14 protein-coding genes are annotated in these 16,889 nt (G+C 61.7%); 3 read left to right on the forward strand and 11 right to left on the reverse strand.

Annotated elements, in window-relative coordinates; translation table 11 throughout:
- Nucleotides 1-410: 410 nt before the first annotated feature.
- Complete coding sequence (locus tag B9A31_RS15475) at nt 411-1,856, forward strand: metallophosphoesterase family protein (RefSeq protein ID WP_143512059.1); 1,446 nt, start codon at nt 411-413, stop codon at nt 1,854-1,856.
- A 52-nt stretch (nt 1,857-1,908) separates the two neighbouring features.
- Here the strand turns inward: B9A31_RS15475 and B9A31_RS15480 are convergent, their stop codons facing one another.
- From B9A31_RS15480 to pedF, 9 genes are all read right to left on the reverse strand, one after another.
- The gene (locus B9A31_RS15480) at nt 1,909-3,597 is read right to left on the reverse strand and encodes a PAS domain-containing hybrid sensor histidine kinase/response regulator (RefSeq protein ID WP_084297120.1); all 1,689 of its coding nucleotides are present in this window, start codon (nt 3,595-3,597) and stop codon (nt 1,909-1,911) included.
- On the reverse strand, nt 3,581-4,744 hold the full coding sequence (gene ercA / locus B9A31_RS15485) for an alcohol dehydrogenase-like regulatory protein ErcA (RefSeq protein ID WP_016714295.1): 1,164 nt from the start codon (nt 4,742-4,744) through the stop codon (nt 3,581-3,583). Before ercA ends, B9A31_RS15480 begins: the two co-directional genes overlap by 17 nt.
- A 144-nt stretch (nt 4,745-4,888) precedes the next feature.
- Entirely contained in the window at nt 4,889-4,960 is a 72-nt protein-coding gene (gene pqqA / locus B9A31_RS15490; RefSeq protein WP_010455123.1) for a pyrroloquinoline quinone precursor peptide PqqA, read from the reverse strand.
- Nucleotides 4,961-5,189: 229 nt separating this feature from the next.
- Nucleotides 5,190-6,710, reverse strand: a complete 1,521-nt coding sequence (locus B9A31_RS15495) for an acetaldehyde dehydrogenase ExaC (RefSeq protein ID WP_084297121.1) — start codon at nt 6,708-6,710, stop codon at nt 5,190-5,192.
- A 133-nt stretch (nt 6,711-6,843) separates the two neighbouring features.
- Nucleotides 6,844-8,631, reverse strand: coding sequence for a PQQ-dependent alcohol dehydrogenase PedH (pedH, locus tag B9A31_RS15500; RefSeq protein WP_019099515.1), 1,788 nt, complete (start codon nt 8,629-8,631; stop codon nt 6,844-6,846).
- A 206-nt stretch (nt 8,632-8,837) separates the two neighbouring features.
- Complete coding sequence (locus tag B9A31_RS15505; protein WP_019099516.1) at nt 8,838-9,779, reverse strand: quinoprotein relay system zinc metallohydrolase 1; 942 nt, start codon at nt 9,777-9,779, stop codon at nt 8,838-8,840.
- Between the two features lie 39 nt (nt 9,780-9,818).
- On the reverse strand, nt 9,819-10,580 hold the full coding sequence (locus B9A31_RS15510; RefSeq protein ID WP_084297122.1) for a quinoprotein dehydrogenase-associated SoxYZ-like carrier: 762 nt from the start codon (nt 10,578-10,580) through the stop codon (nt 9,819-9,821).
- A gap of 9 nt (nt 10,581-10,589) precedes the next feature.
- Entirely contained in the window at nt 10,590-11,465 is an 876-nt protein-coding gene (locus tag B9A31_RS15515; protein ID WP_084297123.1) for a substrate-binding periplasmic protein, read from the reverse strand.
- Between the two features lie 5 nt (nt 11,466-11,470).
- On the reverse strand, nt 11,471-11,932 hold the full coding sequence (pedF, locus tag B9A31_RS15520; protein WP_016714301.1) for a cytochrome c-550 PedF: 462 nt from the start codon (nt 11,930-11,932) through the stop codon (nt 11,471-11,473).
- Nucleotides 11,933-12,186: 254 nt separating this feature from the next.
- On the opposite strand from pedF, the gene exaA reads away from it, so the two are divergent.
- Both exaA and B9A31_RS15530 read left to right on the forward strand, forming a co-directional pair.
- Nucleotides 12,187-14,082, forward strand: coding sequence for a quinoprotein ethanol dehydrogenase (exaA, locus tag B9A31_RS15525; protein WP_084297124.1), 1,896 nt, complete (start codon nt 12,187-12,189; stop codon nt 14,080-14,082).
- 66 nt (nt 14,083-14,148) lie between these two features.
- Nucleotides 14,149-14,808 (forward strand): pentapeptide repeat-containing protein, encoded by a 660-nt coding sequence (locus B9A31_RS15530; RefSeq protein ID WP_027609026.1) that lies wholly within the window; start codon nt 14,149-14,151, stop codon nt 14,806-14,808.
- 94 nt (nt 14,809-14,902) lie between these two features.
- On the opposite strand, the gene B9A31_RS15535 is transcribed toward B9A31_RS15530, so the two are convergent.
- Together B9A31_RS15535 and B9A31_RS15540 are read right to left on the reverse strand one after the other, a co-directional pair.
- Nucleotides 14,903-15,541 (reverse strand): response regulator transcription factor, encoded by a 639-nt coding sequence (locus B9A31_RS15535; protein WP_016714304.1) that lies wholly within the window; start codon nt 15,539-15,541, stop codon nt 14,903-14,905.
- A complete protein-coding gene (locus B9A31_RS15540; protein WP_019099521.1) occupies nt 15,541-16,815 on the reverse strand; it encodes a HAMP domain-containing sensor histidine kinase in 1,275 nt (424 codons plus the stop codon). Before B9A31_RS15540 ends, B9A31_RS15535 begins: the two co-directional genes overlap by 1 nt.
- Between the last annotated feature and the right edge of the window lie 74 nt (nt 16,816-16,889).

Below are 16,889 nucleotides of genomic sequence, written 5' to 3' on the forward strand. Positions count from 1 at the left end.
TTAGCACCCTAACTTTTTTGCAAGCTGACCGAATGGAAAGTTTTATTACTACGGGATCCAAAACCCCACAGCAGCTTCTGATCGCTCTGGTTCGCTGCTTGCACTCTACTGACCGTCACCCAGGCTCACTTCTGGAGCCGGGGATCGTGACGAAATTGGCACTCAGTGGCCGGCTTGGGAGACGCGTTTGCCTATGGGCCGAAGAACGTCCAGTCAGGCCTACGTCTGCAACATAGATCACTCACGCTCTGAAAAATCGGATCGGCTGTCACCAACACCTGCGCAAGGCCAAGCACTACAAACCATTAAGAATACTGACAACGTCGCCAAGCGAAAACTGGCATTTTTGTCAGTTGTGCCTGATTCGCGCCGGGGAGTACTTTGTGGTAAAACCACAGGAAACTAGGCCTATGTTCAAGTTATATCTTCCCTTGGGAGCAATGCTGATTGCTGCCTCTCTCAGTGGCTGTTCCAATATAAACAAACAATCAACCAACCAATCAATCAATCAAGACGTCATTCAAGCAGTAGACACAGGATGCGGATCGACTGATACCACCACATTCGAAAGTTATATTTCTGGCAACTGGCAATCTGGCCACCCCGTCCAGAAACTACTGATAACATCAGACCCCCAACCCTATAGGTATTACCGGGACGATGGCAGCAATGACATTGGAGAACCTATCTGGCGAAACACAATGTCAGTCATCATGAACATGATGAACACACAACGCAGCGGCAGCGAGTACTTCCCGCTCATCATCAATGGTGATCTCACAGAGTTCGGCCACGGCAATGAGCGGCGTAGCTTCCGGGAACAGATTGTAAAGGCTGAGGGATCGCAAAAGGGGCCACTCTTCCTGCCCGGGCTCGGAAATCACGACTACGCAAACAATGTGAACGACTGTGCAAACAACGGGTGTGCGCGAGACGCTGTCTGCGACCATATTATCTGGACCAAGACCATCCAGAACAAATCATCGGGTGTCAGTTTCGACCATAGCGTCAAAAAAGAGGGAAATGAAACAGTCCACAGGGGGTCGCTCGCTTACTCTTTCGATATTGGTAACCTCCATGTGGTGCAACTCAACCTTGAACCTACCTACACTGTAAACTTCCACACCGGGGACCCTATCGCTGGCACACGCTTCATCATCAGCAGCTCCATGGCATGGCTTGAAAACGACCTGACGGCTGCGAAAGCGCGTGGCAAATATACGATCGTCAACATGCATAAATACGGCAACTGGAAGGATGACAGTGTTCGCACAGGCAAGTTCGCTGATCTCGTCAAAAACAATAAGGTCGTTGGCATTTTTGCAGGAGACATTCATTTGGATTTAGGGAAAATAGGCGTATTAGGGAAGGTGCCTGTATTCCGAAGCGGCGCCCTGATGAATAAAACCTGGCTAAGGCTTTTATTTGACTGGAACAACCATATTCTTCAAGTCGACAGTTACCAACATGTAACCCACAAAGGAGAGTACAAATACAACATTGATACCTTCGCAGAGTTAGCCCCGCCCCCTGCCCGTACAGTCAAGGTCAAACTGTATTCAAACAATAGTTTTGGCGGCACACTTTGCGAGATGGAACTGACGCCCGGGGCGATGAAGACTATATCCAAGCTCTGTCCCGGCTTTCCTCAGCGGGCGGGCGCCTCATTGAAAGTCACGGGCCTTTCAGGGCCACTTTGTCTAACGGTCCCTTACACCTTGAACAACCGATGCTTCAGAGGCACATACTCAGGTACATTTGAAGTACCTAACCTTACTGCTTGGCCAAGCCTTCCTGCAGGTGTCACACACACGCGGGGTGGCATTGATAACGGCTATAAGCAGATCAACTACTGACCCGTCAGCAGAATGCCGAAAGTGCGCTAGATGGCGCGCTTTCGGCAGTGCTCTATTGGTTTAATGACATTGCGGCCTCTCTCAACAACTGACTCAACACTGCCCGCAATTTCCCCGGTTTGACCGGTTTGTTCAGCAACGGCGCGCCCAGTTTCTGCAACGAACGCCGGCACTGGTCGCTGCGGTCTGCGGTAATGATCACCGCCGGTATCGCAATCGCAAAATGCTCACGCAAGTGCTTGACCACCTCGCAGCCCACCACACCATGGTCGAGGTGGTAATCGGCCAGGATCAATTCCGGAGCCCGCCCCTTCAACGCCAGCAAAGCTGCCTCCTGATCGGTTGCAGTGACCACTTCACAGCCCCACTGCCCCAGCAACGCGCCCATGCTCTCGAGGATGCTCACTTCGTTGTCCAGCACCAGCAAGCGACGGCCCGGCAGCGGGTTGCCGGCACTTGGCAGCGGCACAGCCTGGTGAACGGCCAGTGGCACTTCTTTGCCAATCGGTACCTCGATACTGAACATCGAGCCGCGCCCCGGCCATGAACGCACCTCGATCCGGTAACCCAGAATCTTGGCAATCCGTTCAACGATAGCCAGCCCCAGCCCCACCCCTTTGCGATCCGCAGCGCGGCCGACGTCCAATTGGTTGAATTCGAGGAAAATGGCATCCAGCCGATCCGCCGCAATGCCCCGGCCGGTGTCCCACACCTCAAGCCGCAGATGCTCGCCACGGCGCCTGGCCCCCAGCAGAATCCGGCCTTCGTCGGTGTAGCGGCAGGCGTTGCTGAGGAAGTTGCGCAAAATGCGCGTCAGCAACCGCAGGTCGGTGCTGATGGCATGGTCAGCGATGCGCGCGTGCAGCTTCAGGCCTGCCGCGTCAGCCACTGTGCAGAACTCCGAGACCAGCGGCGCAAAGACTTCGTCGAGACGGTACACGGCCACGTCGGGTTTGACCGCTGCCTGGTCGAGCCGGGAAATATCCAGCAGGTCGGTCAGCAGGTCTTCGGCACCTTCCAGGGCCTGGTGCGTACGCTCCACCAGCACATGCTCCGCCTCTGGCAATGGCCGCTCGCGCAAGGTGGAAATCAGCAAGCGGGCGGCGTTCAGCGGTTGCAGCAAATCATGGCTGGCGGCGGCGAGGTATTTGTCCTTGCTGCGGTTGGCGGCTTGCGCGGCATCCCGGGCCTCCAGCAATTCATCGGTACGCGCAGCAACCCGTTGCTCCAGTTCGTCGTTGAGCTGTTGCAAACGCTGCTGGGCCTGCTTGCGTTCGGTGATGTCGGCGACAAAACCTTCCACCAGCCCTTCCTGCCCGGGCTTGAGCAGCAGGTTCATCAGCACATCGAGGTGGCTGCCGTCCTTGCGCCGCAAGCGGGTTTCGTAGCCATGCAGGCTGCGGTCACGGGCGAGGATCGCGGTAATCGCCTGCAATTCTTCGGCACCGCCGTCAAACAGGTGAGCGGCCAGGTCAGTCAGGGAAAACAGCACGGCTTGCGGGTCGTCGTAGCCAAGCATGCGCGCTAACGCCGGGTTGGCGGCCCGCATGCCGTCCTGCAGGCTGGCCTGGAAAATGCCGTGCACGGCGTTTTCGAACAGCCATTTATAGCGGTTGCGTTCGGCCTCCAGTTCGTCCAGGCGGGCAGAAAGCTCCGGATAGTGGCTTTTGCGCGCGGAGTGGTCGCCAAGCCCCAGCAGCCCGGCCAACGCCCGCTGCTGCTCGTCAGAGGGCCTCGCCATAGACCACCTCGACATCACGCTGGCTCGACGCGCGGGGATTGGTGAGAATGCACGGGTCATCCATCGCATGCTGCGACAGGAACGGAATATCAGACGTGCGCACGCCGTGCAGGCCCAGGGTTTCGTGGAAGCCGATGGCGTGCTTCAGGGCGATCAGGTGGTCCACCAGGCGCCCGCAAATCTGCCGGTGGTTGAGGCCACGGCAATCGATGCCGAACACCTCGGCAATCACCTTGAAGCGCTCCGGCGCCGAGCTGTAGTTGAACGCTACCACGTGCTCCACCAGCACGGCGTTGCACAAGCCATGGGGCAGGTCCAAGAAACCGCCAAGGCTGTGCGACATGGCATGCACTGCACCCAGGATCGCGTTGGAAAACGCAAGCCCCGCCTGCATGCTGCCCAGCATGATCTTCTCGCGCAGGGCGATATCGGTGGGGTTGGCGATCATTTCCACCAGGTTGCCATTGATCAGGCGCATGGCTTCCAGCGCGTGGGGGTCGGTCAGCGGGCCATGGCCGGTGGACACGAAGGCTTCGATGGCATGCACCAGCGCATCGATACCGGTACAGGCCGACAGGAACGGGTCCATGCTCAGGGTGGTTTGCGGGTCGATCAGCGATACATCCGGCACCACCGCCTTGCTGACGATGGAGAACTTCATGCGTTCCTGCTGGTTGGAAATGATCACGAACTGCGACACGTCCGCCGAAGTGCCGGCGGTGGTGGGGATCAGGATCAGCGGCGGGCTTGGCACGCGGATCATGTCCACACCTTCGAATTCGAGGATGCTGCGCCCATGGGCAACCACGATGCCGATGGCCTTGCCGCAATCCATCGGGCTGCCGCCACCCACGGCGACGATCACGTCGCAGTGGTTTTGCCGGTAGATCTCGGCGCCGAGCATCACCTCTTCCACCCGTGGGTTGGGCGATACAGCCGTGTACAGGCAGTAGTCGATGCCCTGCGCCTGCAGGCTGGCTTCCACATCCGCCACCCAGCCGGCGGCAATCACGCCGGGGTCGCTGACCACCAGCACCTTGCGGGCGCCGAAGGTTTTGGCGTAATTGGCAACGTTATGCCGGCAACCGGCACCGAAGATGATTTCAGGCGATACAAACTTGCGAAGCGGGCTGAAACTCTGGCTCATCGTGAAGCCTGTTCTTATTGTTCTGGAAGGTAACTGCCAGCGTAAAGCATCCCGCAGCGAAAGCAACCAGACCAAAGCGTGGCACTGGCTCCACCACAGGTAATCAGGGGGAACCGGCCACCGTGGCGATGGCCGGGCGGCACATCAGCGATTGGCGAAATACATCGTCACTTCAAAGCCGATGCGCAGGTCGGTAAAGGCGGGTTTATTCCACATGGGCAATCCTCTTCTTATGCCGGGGGATTCCGGTAGAGGCATTAATGCACGGGGACGGACTGAGCCGAATGCTACTTTGGAAGGAAGTTGCAGGGTGCGTTGGTAGGAGGGAGAAGACACCTGTGCCGACCTATTCGCGGGTAAACCCGCTCCCCCAGGTACCGCACAAGTCTTGAAAATTGTGCAATCCCTGTGGGAGCGGGTTTACCCGTGAAGAACGCGATGCGGTTTAGAAGAAGCCCAACGGATTGATGTCGTAGCTCACCAGCAAGTTCTTGGTCTGCTGATAGTGGTCAAGCATCATCTTGTGGGTCTCACGCCCCACCCCCGACTTCTTGTACCCGCCAAACGCCGCATGCGCCGGGTACAGGTGATAGCAGTTGGTCCACACGCGGCCAGCCTTGATCCCACGGCCCATGCGATAAGCACGGTTGATATCGCGGGTCCACAGGCCGGCACCCAGGCCAAACTCAGTGTCGTTGGCAATCGCCAGCGCTTCGGCTTCATCCTTGAAGGTGGTCACGCCCACCACCGGCCCGAAGATTTCCTCCTGGAACACGCGCATCGCATTGGTGCCCCTGAGCAGGGTCGGCTGGATGTAGTAACCCGTGGCCAGGTCGCCTTGCAGCCGCTCGGCAGCACCACCGGTGAGCAACTGGGCACCCTCTTCCCGGGCGATATCCAGATAAGAGAGGATCTTGTCGTATTGCTGTTCCGAGGCCTGGGCGCCCACCATGGTCTCGGTGTCCAGCGGGTTGCCCCGGGTGATCTTGGCAATTTTCTTCATCACCTCGGCCATGAACGGCTCGTAGATCGACTCCTGGATCAGCGCCCGCGACGGGCAGGTGCACACTTCGCCCTGGTTGAAGAACGCCAGTACCAGGCCTTCGGCGGCCTTTTCGATGAACGCGGGCTCCGCCTGTATGATGTCTTCGAAGAAGATGTTCGGCGACTTGCCGCCCAGTTCGACAGTAGACGGGATGATGTTCTCGGCGGCGCATTTCATGATGTGCGAGCCCACCGGGGTAGAGCCGGTGAAGGCAATCTTGGCAATGCGCTTGCTGGTGGCCAACGCCTCGCCAGCCTCACGGCCAAAGCCCTGGACGATGTTCAGCACGCCGGCCGGCAGCAGGTCGGCTATCAGCTCGGCAAAAATGGTGATCGACAGCGGCGTCTGTTCAGCCGGTTTGAGCACTACGCAGTTGCCGGCAGCCAGGGCCGGGGCAAGCTTCCAGGCCGCCATCAGCAGCGGGAAGTTCCACGGGATGATTTGCCCGACCACGCCTAACGGTTCGTGAAGGTGGTAGGCCACGGTGCCTTCGTTGATCTCGGCCGCACCGCCCTCCTGGGCACGAATGCAGCCGGCGAAATAGCGGAAGTGGTCGGCCGCCAGCGGCACGTCGGCATTGAGCGTTTCGCGCACGGCCTTGCCGTTGTCCCAGCTTTCGGTAACGGCCAGCACTTCCAGGTTCTGCTCGATACGGTCGGCGATTTTCAGCAGCACCAGGGCGCGGTCCTGCACCGAGGTCTTGCCCCAGGCTTCGGCGGCGGCATGCGCAGCGTCCAGCGCCCGATCGATGTCCTGGGCGGTTGAACGCGGGAATTCGGCGATTGGCTGGCCATTAACCGGCGAGCTGTTGGTGAAGTATTGGCCAGCCAACGGCGCCACGAACTCGCCATTGATGAAGTTGCCGTAGCGTGGCTTGAAGGACACGACGGCGCCTGGAGTTCCGGGTTGTGCGTAGATCATGCTGAGCCTCTGTGGGTCGGTGCCTGTCCAGCGACAGGGGATGCAGCGATGGTAAAAAGCCCCGCGTGCCAGGCGAATGCATCGTTGGCAGCGGGGCTCTCCTCATTTGGTAGTAGGCGGCAGGGCCTCGGCCTTAAGGCTTGGCGCTGGCCGTTTGCTGCAACTGCTTGGGCAGCTTGAAGGTCCAGAGCATGCCGCCCTGGTTGAAGTCCTTGACCCGCTTGGCCACTTCGCCACCCCAGAGCGGTACAGCGCCGCCCCAGCCGGACACCACCGAGACGTATTGCTCGCCGTCCATTTCCCAGGTTACCGGCGAGCCAAGCACGCCAGAGCCTGTCTGGAATTCCCAGACCTTGTCACCGGTCTTGGCGTTGAAGGCCTGCAGGAAGCCTTCTGGCGTACCGGTAAACACCAGGTTGCCCTTGGTGGTCAGCACCCCACCCCACAGCGGCGCGTAGTTCTTGTGGCGCCACACTTCCTTGCCGCTGATCGGGTCGATGGCACGCAGCACGCCAATGTAGTCTTCGTTGAGCGGTTTGATGGTGAAGCCGGCACCGAGGAACGCCGCGCCCTTCTTGTAGGCAATGCCTTCGTTCCAGATGTCCATGCCCCACTCGTTGGACGGCACGTAGAACAACCCGGTGTCTTTGTTGTAGGCCATCGGCATCCAGTTCTTGGCACCGAGGAAGGCCGGCGCGACGAATACCGAGCTGCCCTTGGCCTCGCTACCCGGTGCGCCCGGACGGCTGGCTTCGTTGTAGATAGGACGCCCGTCCTTGTCCAGGCCCGTGGCCCAAGTGATCTTGTCAACGAAGGGGAAGCCACGGATGAATTTGCCGTTGGTGCGGTCCAGCACGTAGAAGAAACCGTTACGGTCGGCGGTGGCGGCGGCCTTGATCTCCTTGCCGCCGTCCTTGTAGTTGAACGAGATCAGCTCGTTGACGCCGTCGAAGTCCCAGCCGTCATGCGGCGTGCTCTGGAAGTGCCACTTGATGGTGCCGTCGTCCGGGTTCAGCGCCAGGCGCGACGAGGAATACAGGTTGTCGCCAGGGCGCAGGTGCGAGTTCCATGGTGCCGGGTTGCCGGTACCAAACAGGATCAGGTTGGTTTCCGGGTCGTAGTAACCGCCCAGCCAGGGCGCAGCGCCGCCGGTCTTCCACAGGTCGCCTGGCCAGGTCTTGCCCGCCTCACCGCCGGAGATACCGTTCTCGATGGCCTTGCCGTCTTTGTACACGTAGCCCATGTGCCCTTCCACGGTAGGGCGCATCCACAGCAGCTCGCCGTTCTCCGGGTTGTAGGCCTGGATCTTGCCCACAACGCCAAACTCGCCACCGGCCACGCCAGTGATCAACTTGCCGTTGACGATCATGGGCGCGGCACTGATGGAATAGCCTTCCTTGTGGTCGGCCACCTTCTTGCTCCACACCACCTTGCCGGTGTCCTTGTTCAAGGCCACCAGCTTGGCGTCCAGCGTGCCGAAGAACACCAGGTCGCCGTACAGTGCCACGCCCCGGTTGATCACGTCGCAGCACGGGCGAATGTCATCCGGCAGGCGCGCATCGTATTGCCACAGTTTCTTGCCAGTGCGGGCGTCCACGGCGAACACCCGCGAGTAGGAGCCGGTCAGGTACATCACCCCGTCCTTGATCAGCGGCTGGGCCTGCTGGCCGCGCTGCTTCTCACCACCAAAGGAAAACGCCCAGACTGGCCGCAGTTCCTTGACGTTATTGGCGTTCAGCAGGTCCAGCGGACTGTAGCGCTGGCCCTGCACGCCTAGGCCATTGGTCACGATCTGCTGCGGGTTCTTCGGGTCCTGAAGGATTTCTTCGTTGCTGACAGCGGCGTGGGCCGCGCCAGCAAGCAGCATGGCGCTGAACACCAGGCTCACGGCGAACAAGGGGCGACGCGGGGATCGGGTCATGACGGCTACCTTTGGATTTTTTTGTTGTATCCGGGAAAATTTCCCGGTGTGCCGGGAATTCTTGGTCCCGACCCGGTTGCCAACAATTGCCCGCAGTGCGGAGATTTCTAGTTCCTTGGTATAGGCTTGGGATTTGTGTGGACGCGCGCATTGAGCGCCCCCGTGCGGCGCTCGATCTCACAGGCGCAAAAATGTCGTGGCAAGCCCTAAAAATCCCCGCTGTCCCGATCGACGCGCCGCAGCTGTTGACGCTCATAACGCGGATACAGGTGACTGACGCTGCGAATCAACTCGTACCGCGTCAGGCTGATACCGGCAAACCGCTCGGGTATCGGGCTGCGAATCATCTCGGCCATGTCATCGCCACGCGCCGCGCCGTCACGCATCAACCCATCCAGCCAGCCCAGGTAGTCGCGCATCTGCACAAAGGGCCGGGCATCGCTGGCAACCGGACCATGTCCGGGTACCAGCTGCTTCCAGGGCAGCGCTTGCAGGGTGTCCAGGTCCTTCAGCCACACCTCCAGCCCCGGGCTGTTGGGCGTGGTCAGGGCACGTTCGTAGAACACCAGGTCGCCGGCGAATAGCACGCCGGTCTTTTCATCCAGAATCGCCAGGTCGGCACCGGTATGTCCGCCCAAGGCCAGCAGACGCAACCGGTGCCCGCCGACCTCGTGGATACCCGCCTCCAGCACACGGGTTGGCAGCACGACTTCGGTGCCGCGCATCCAGTCGCCGACCAGGCGGTACATGTTCTCGGCCATGGCATCGCCTTGCTGGCGCAACAAATCACCAGTACCCGCCAAGGCCCCGATAGGCACATCGGTGAAGGCCTGGTTGCCCAGCACATGGTCGGGGTGATGATGGGTCAGCAGCACCTCCAGCACCGGTTTGTCGGTGGTGGCGGCAATGGCCTGGCGCAAGGCTTCGCCGTAGCGTTTTGACGGCCCGCTGTCGATCACCACCACCCCGCTGTCGGTGACGATGAACGCGGTGTTGACGATATTGCCGCCGTTGCTCCTGGCGAAATTGTCGGTGCTGCCTTCCAATAGCCAGGTATCTGCGGCTATTTGCCGAGGTGCAAGCCGATAATCAAGGTCAGCCCAGGCCGGCAGGCCCAGGCACAGCAACAACAACGCTATCCAACGCATACAGGCGCCTCTGGTCACGGGTGAAGTCGGGCAAAAGGGTCAGGGCACCGCCGCCTCGAACTGGTTGCCACTGTTGTCCTGCAGCACCAGCCGGGTCGGCCCAGGGCCCTGGATGTCGAACCCGAGGTTGGGGTTTTCGCTGACGGCCGGGTACAGCTCGAGGTGGGCCAGGCGTTGGCCGTTCGCATCTTGCAACTCGGCCTGGTTGAGGAAGAACTCGGGAACGCCGCTGACCAGGCCGTTATCCATCGGGTGAGCCACCTGCAGGCGCAAGCGGCTGCTGTCGCCACGCGGGTAGCGCCCGCCCAGCACCTCGCCGAGGTGCTCCTCCCAGCCCGGTTGCGTGCGCACCACACTGGGTGCGGTGCAGCCACCGCCAGCGGCGTCGATCAGGGTCGAGCCCACATGCCACAGGCCGTCGCGCGTCTGCACCGCGGCGCGCAGCGGCGTGGCCTGTTCGATGCGGATGCGGATCGACAACCAGGGCAGCACGCGCTCGCCGGGCTGGAAATCGACAATACGCGGCAAGGGGTTCAGCTCCGCCCAGGCGATGATACGTACCACATCGCCAGAAAACGCCCGGGCATCGATCTCCAGCGGCACCTGGCGCGCGTCCTCGGCAAACGGCGGCGCCAGCAGCTTGACCCGGTCGTCGAAGACGAACGCGGCCTGTCCCAGTAACTGCTTGTGGTAGAAGTCCCACATTACCGAGGGTACCGGGTCTGTCTGGGTCCCTTGCGTGGCCGCCAGGGCCGCATAAGGCATCCAGCAGGCCAGCAAAAAAGTCGCTCGCCAATTCATGGCCTGCTCCTATTGATACATCTCCGGGACCTCGTAACGCAGGCCGTAAGCGGCATACATGGCCTTGAGCCGGCCATCACGAATCATCGCTTCGAGGGCTTCTTCCACGGCATAGGCCAACTGGCGGTTGCTTTCATGCACCGCCATGCCAATCTCCCAGGCCTGCTTGCCCAGGTTGGGGTAGGCGTTTTCCGCCAGCGCCAGTTGCGGGTCGGCAGCCTGGTGCAACTGCCAGTCAACCTCGCCGCGCATGGCCATCACCGCGTCCACCTGCCCGGCCTGCATCGCGGCGAATGCCTGTTGCACACCGGGGTAATGATGGGTTTTGGAACTGAGCATGCCGTTGAATACCGACGTCAGGTAGAACGACGGCACGCTGTCCACTTCGACCCCGATGGGGTGCTGCTGGAACACTGCCACACTGGCCACCGAGGCCAGTCGACGGCGGTCGTACGCGACTTGCCAGCGCTCTGCCTGATACGGGCCGAACATCACCACCTGGCCGTTTTCCAGCTCGCCCACGTCGTTGCGCTTCTGTGCATAGTCGTGGTCATAAGGCACCCGCATCATCAGGTCGGCCAACTGCTGGTGGCGCAGCGGGCTGCCGCGCCAGATATAGTCGCGCAGGTCATCGTCGAGCTTTTCCCCGGGCGGCGCCCAGATAAGATGCAGGCGCACCCCCATGGCCGTGGCCAGAGCCTGCGCCAGCTCCACATCGACACCGCGGGGCTTGCCGTGGTCCTCGAAACTGTAGGGGGCAAAATCCTTGTACACCGCCACCTTCAACTCGCCGGCAGCGATGATCGCGTCATAGTTGCGCACCTGCGCCTGGGCCGCTGCGCAACACAGCAGCAGGCCACTCAACAGCACCGCCCACAGACGCATGGCCGTCACTCCTCGACGTGCACACTGTCCAGATAGGTACGTACCGCCCACAAGGCTTCCTGGCTCAGGTAGTCGGCCATTTTCGGCATATACACGCGGCCGTCGCGAACCGCGCCATGGCGTACCCGCTCGACGAACCACTCATCGCCCGCCTCACCCGCATCGAGCATGCGCAGGTCGGGGGCAATCCCCCCGGATTTGGCTTCCAGGCCATGGCAGGCGGCGCAGTTCTGGTTGTAGGCAGAGGCACCGATTTCCACGGCCTTGTCGTGCTCCGGCGACGTACGGTACGGGTTGACCGCCGCCCAGCCGTCGCCGTCCAGGCTTACGCCAGCGTCCTTGATCGGGGTCAGGCCCTTGGTCTCTACCGCCTGGGGCACCACGTTGCCATGAGCCCAGGCCGTACCGCTCAGCACAGCCGCAGCCAGCAGCCCCGTAGCCAGCAACACATTGCGTTTTGTTGTCATTGTTATGCCCTCACCATTGCACGCAAAGCCTCAACCACAGAGGCCGTGCCGCCATCTTAAAAACAGCCCGCAGGCGGCCGAATGCTGCTTTGGTGGCCGGGCCTTACTCCCTTGGTAGTAGGGCTTGTGGTGAAGGGCCAATTGAGGTGCCGCTCGGGAACTCTTCCCGGCAAAGGCGGGATATTTTCCGTATCCGCCCAAGGCTGCCTCGCCGCACCCTGTGCAGGCCAAAACCTCCACAGGGAACTGCAACCATGACAACAAGAACGCTACCCGCCCTCTCCCCTCTGGCCCTCAGCGTGCGGGCCCTGCTGCTGGCCGGTAGCCTGGCCCTGAGCAACGCGGCCATCGCGGCCACTCCCCCAGCGGCACCTGCCGGCAAGAACGTGACCTGGGAAGACATCGCCAACGACCACCTGACCACCAAGGACGTACTGCAATATGGCATGGGCACCAATGCCCAACGCTGGAGCCCGTTGGCCCTGGTCAACGACAAGAACGTATTCAAGCTCACCCCGGCCTGGTCCTATTCCTTCGGTGACGAGAAGCAGCGCGGCCAGGAATCCCAGGCCATCGTCAGTGACGGCGTGGTCTACGTCACCGGCTCTTACTCGCGGGTATTCGCCCTGGATGCCAAGACCGGCAAACGCCTGTGGACCTACAACCACCGCCTGCCCGACAACATTCGCCCGTGCTGCGACGTGGTCAACCGCGGGGCGGCGATCTACGGCGACAAGATCTACTTCGGCACCCTGGACGCGCGGGTCATCGCCCTGGACAAGCACACCGGCAAGGTGGTGTGGAACAAGAAGTTCGGCGACCACAGCGCCGGCTACACCATGACCGGCGCCCCGGTGCTGATCAAGGACAAGACCAGCGGCAAGGTGCTGCTGATCCATGGCAGCTCCGGCGATGAGTTCGGCGTGGTTGGCCAGCTGTTCGCCCGCGACCCGGAAACGGGTGAAGAAGTGTGGATGCGGCCCTTCGTCGAAGGCCACATGGGCCGCCTGAACGGCAAGGACAGTACCCCGACCGGCGATGTGAAGGCGCCGTCCTGGCCAGATGACCCAACCACCGAAACCGGCAAGGTCGAAGCCTGGAGCCACGGCGGCGGCGCCCCTTGGCAAAGTGCAAGCTTCGATGCCGAGACCAACACCATCATCGTCGGCGCTGGTAACCCCGGCCCCTGGAACACTTGGGCACGCACCTCCAAGGATGGCAACCCCCACGACTACGACAGCCTCTATACCTCGGGCCAGGTCGGCGTCGACCCGAGCACCGGCGAGGTGAAGTGGTTCTACCAGCACACGCCGAACGATGCCTGGGACTTCTCTGGCAACAACGAGCTGGTGCTGTTCGACTACAAGGACAAAGACGGCAAGGTGGTCAAGGCCACCGCCCACGCCGACCGCAACGGCTTCTTCTACGTGGTCGACCGCAACAACGGCAAGCTGCAGAATGCGTTCCCGTTCGTGGACAACATCACCTGGGCCAGCCACATCGACCTGAAAACCGGTCGCCCGGTAGAAAACCCTGGCCAGCGCCCGGCCAAGCCGCTGCCGGGTGAAACCAAGGGAAAACCGGTGGAAGTGTCACCGCCGTTCCTCGGTGGCAAGAACTGGAACCCCATGGCCTACAGCCAGGACACCGGCCTGTTCTACATCCCCGGCAACCAGTGGAAGGAGGAGTACTGGACCGAGGAAGTGAACTACAAGAAAGGCTCGGCGTACCTGGGCATGGGCTTCCGCATCAAGCGCATGTACGACGACCACGTCGGTACCCTGCGGGCCATGGACCCGACCACCGGCAAGCTGGTGTGGGAACACAAGGAGCACCTGCCGCTATGGGCCGGCGTACTGGCCACCAAAGGCAACCTGGTGTTCACCGGCACCGGTGACGGCTTCTTCAAGGCCTTTGACGCCAAGACGGGCAAAGAGCTGTGGAAGTTCCAGACCGGCAGCGGCATCGTTTCGCCGCCCATTACCTGGGAGCAGGACGGCGAACAGTACATCGGCGTGACCGTGGGCTACGGCGGCGCCGTGCCGTTATGGGGCGGAGACATGGCTGAGCTGACCAAGCCGGTGGCCCAGGGTGGTTCGTTCTGGGTGTTCAAGATCCCGAGTTGGGACAACAAGACCGCGCAACGTTGATCGCCAGCGGGGAGCGGGCCAACCCCCTCCCCGCTTTTGTTCATCTTCCGCCAGGAGCCTTTCACCATGAACTACCTGCCATTTGCCTTGCTGTTGGTACTGTCACCCGCCATGGCGGTGAGTGCCGACGACGATGGCAACGATGCCCCCCTGACCGTCAACGGTTGCGTGATTGCCGAAGCCAGCCAGTGCCCGGGGGCCAACCTTCGCGGCGCCAACCTGGCCAACCAGGACCTGCGCAAGATGAACCTGGCCGGTGCCGACCTGCGTGAGGCCGACCTGCGCCATGCCCGGCTGGACCTCGCCAACCTGGAAAAGGCCCGCCTGCAAGGCGCCAACCTGACCCGCGCCAGCCTGCAGCAAAGCAACCTGCGCCTGGCTGACCTGAGTAATAGCAAGTTGGTCGCCATTCAAGGCTGGGGCATGTTCGCCCAAGGCGCGCAGTTCGAGAAAGCCGACCTCGGCGCGGCCTACTTGCAGTTCGCCCGGCTGTCAGGGGCAAAGATGCACCACGCCAACCTGCAGGCCGCAGACCTGGAAATGGCCTGGCTGAGCAAGACGGACCTGCAAGAGGCCAACCTGGGGGACGCTAATCTGCAAGAAGCCAAATTTGGCCAGAGCAACCTGGAACGCGCCGATTTGCGCGGGGCGCGGCAGCATTACGGGAACTTTCAGGAGGCCAACATGGAGGGGTGCAAGGGGTGCCCAGAGACTTGGGATAATTGAGCGAAGGGTTCGCCGTGGCATCTTCAGCGCCTGTGAGACCCAGCGCCGCGCGGGCGGCGCTGGGTCTCACAGGCGCCGCATCCCGCACGTCGAATCACCCCGCCACCCTCACCACCCCCAGATCAATCCCCAGATGCACCAGCTCGGCATGCGAGCTGACCTGCAACTTGCTCTTGAGCAAGGTCAAATGATTGGACACGGTCTTGGCGCTGATACACAACTGCTCGGCAATCACCCGCGCCGGGGTGCCTTTGGCCAGCATCGTGAAAATCTCCAACTCACGCTGGGTCATGCGCTGCAAACGCGGGTCATTGGCGTTTTGTGGTGAAGTGCAAGCCAACTGGGTAGCCAAAGGCTGCTCGATGTAGGCATGCCCGGCCAACACCCGCTGCACCGCCTCGATCAACACCTCGGGCGCCGAGTTTTTGGTCAGGTAACCCAAGGCCCCGGCTTCAAGCGCCTGGCGCACCAGCGGCAGCTCATCATGCATGCTGAAAAACAGCACCCGCAACTGGGGCAGGCGCTGGCGCAGGCGGCGGGTGGTTTCAAGGCCGCTAATGCCAGGCAGGCCAAAATCCATGATCACCAGATTAGGCACTTGCTCCTGAACCCGGGCCAAGGCCTCTTCGCCACTGGCAGCCTCTCGTACTTCCATCGTGGGCAACACCGCCCGCAGCAGGCTGGCATAGCCCTGGCGGACCACGGCATGGTCATCGACCAATACAATATTCATCACACCTCCAAGGGAATATTCAGAGCCAGTGCCCAGCCAACCCCGGGGCGGCTGAAAATGCGCAGTTCGCCCCCCAGGCTACGGGCGCGTTCGGCCATCGAATGCAAGCCTACGCCGGGCCGTTGCGGCTGACGGGCTCCGCAGCCGTTGTCGCGAATCAGCAGGCGCAGGCCCTTGGTACTGCGTTGCAGGCGTACCCGCACCTGGCTGGCACCGGCATGCCGGGCGACATTGGTCAGCGCCTCTTGCAGCAACCGGTACAGGTGCGTGCGGCTCGCCCCGGGCAGCGTTGGCAGGTGCCCGCCAACCCGCAAACGGCATTCAATGCCCTGGCTGGCCTGCCACTGGTTGACGAGCAGGTCGAAGGCTTCAGCCAGCGGCATGTGTTGCAACGCGACCGGATACAGGTCACGTACCAACGCACGAAAGCCCTGTTGCAGGCGTTCGCAATTGAGTGCCAGGGCTTGCGCAGTCTGCTCCACCACGGTCGGCTGGTCGGCCACCATGCGCAACAGGCACACCTGGGCACGGATACCTGCCAGGTATTGGCCAAGGTCGTCGTGCAGCGTCTGCGCCAGGTGGGTGCGTTCCTGCTCCTGCACCGCCAGCAGGGCCTGCGTCAGTTGCGTATTGTCGGCCTGAGTCTGCTCCAGGGTGGCGGCCATGCGGTTGAAGTGTTCCGCCAGCTGACGGGCCTCCGGCAGGCCGGCCTCGCGCAGGCGGGCCGTCAACTGCCCGCCCGAGACCTGACGCAAGGCTTGCAGCAGCTCATCCAGCAAACCCATGCCCCGCCGTACCGCCCAGCGGATGGTCAACAGGCTCAATAGCAACGCCAGGCCGAACAAGCCGAGCAGTTGCTGCAAGGCATCCCAGACTTCGTCGATCTCATCACGCGCATCTACAGCGATCAGCACCCGCGCCCCGTCATTCAGGTCCAGCAGCCGGCTGCTACTGTGCCGCTCACCCAACAGCTGGCGGCCCAGCCAGGCATCCAGGCCGCTCTGCGGCGGTAGCTGCGGTGCTTCCCCCGCCGCCAGCCAGTGTACCCGCACATGGCGCAGGCTCTGGGTCAGCCGGGGTTGCAGGCTTGCCGGGTCACGTTCGGCGGTGTCGCCGAGGTAAGCCACCACGGCTTCGGCAGACTGCAACTCACGCTCGACATCAGCCACCGCCTGGTGCAACAGCACGCCGGCACAGGCCAGCGTCACCAGTGCGAAGCAGCACGTGACCCAGAGGTTGATCCGCCACAGGGCCGACAGGTTGACAGGGCGCACAGACGATTCTCCTTGGGCGTTGTAGCCCATCGTGTTTCCCATCGTAAAGCCGCAGCACCTACGCCGAATTACTA

Origin of the sequence: Pseudomonas sp. URIL14HWK12:I5 (genome assembly GCF_900176445.1) — a bacterium.
Classification (GTDB): Bacteria; Pseudomonadota; Gammaproteobacteria; order Pseudomonadales; family Pseudomonadaceae; genus Aquipseudomonas; species Aquipseudomonas monteilii.

What these genes read in the sequence shown, in the direction of transcription:
- B9A31_RS15475 (WP_143512059.1), top strand. Translation starts at nt 411, where the DNA reads ATGTTCAAGTTATATCTTCCCTTGGGAGCAATGCTGATTGCTGCCTCT.
- B9A31_RS15480 (WP_084297120.1), bottom strand. Translation starts at nt 3,597, where the DNA reads ATGGCGAGGCCCTCTGACGAGCAGCAGCGGGCGTTGGCCGGGCTGCTG.
- ercA (WP_016714295.1), bottom strand. Translation starts at nt 4,744, where the DNA reads ATGAGCCAGAGTTTCAGCCCGCTTCGCAAGTTTGTATCGCCTGAAATC.
- B9A31_RS15495 (WP_084297121.1), bottom strand. Translation starts at nt 6,710, where the DNA reads ATGATCTACGCACAACCCGGAACTCCAGGCGCCGTCGTGTCCTTCAAG.
- pedH (WP_019099515.1), bottom strand. Translation starts at nt 8,631, where the DNA reads ATGACCCGATCCCCGCGTCGCCCCTTGTTCGCCGTGAGCCTGGTGTTC.
- B9A31_RS15505 (WP_019099516.1), bottom strand. Translation starts at nt 9,779, where the DNA reads ATGCGTTGGATAGCGTTGTTGTTGCTGTGCCTGGGCCTGCCGGCCTGG.
- B9A31_RS15510 (WP_084297122.1), bottom strand. Translation starts at nt 10,580, where the DNA reads ATGAATTGGCGAGCGACTTTTTTGCTGGCCTGCTGGATGCCTTATGCG.
- B9A31_RS15515 (WP_084297123.1), bottom strand. Translation starts at nt 11,465, where the DNA reads ATGCGTCTGTGGGCGGTGCTGTTGAGTGGCCTGCTGCTGTGTTGCGCA.
- pedF (WP_016714301.1), bottom strand. Translation starts at nt 11,932, where the DNA reads ATGACAACAAAACGCAATGTGTTGCTGGCTACGGGGCTGCTGGCTGCG.
- exaA (WP_084297124.1), top strand. Translation starts at nt 12,187, where the DNA reads ATGACAACAAGAACGCTACCCGCCCTCTCCCCTCTGGCCCTCAGCGTG.
- B9A31_RS15530 (WP_027609026.1), top strand. Translation starts at nt 14,149, where the DNA reads ATGAACTACCTGCCATTTGCCTTGCTGTTGGTACTGTCACCCGCCATG.
- B9A31_RS15535 (WP_016714304.1), bottom strand. Translation starts at nt 15,541, where the DNA reads ATGAATATTGTATTGGTCGATGACCATGCCGTGGTCCGCCAGGGCTAT.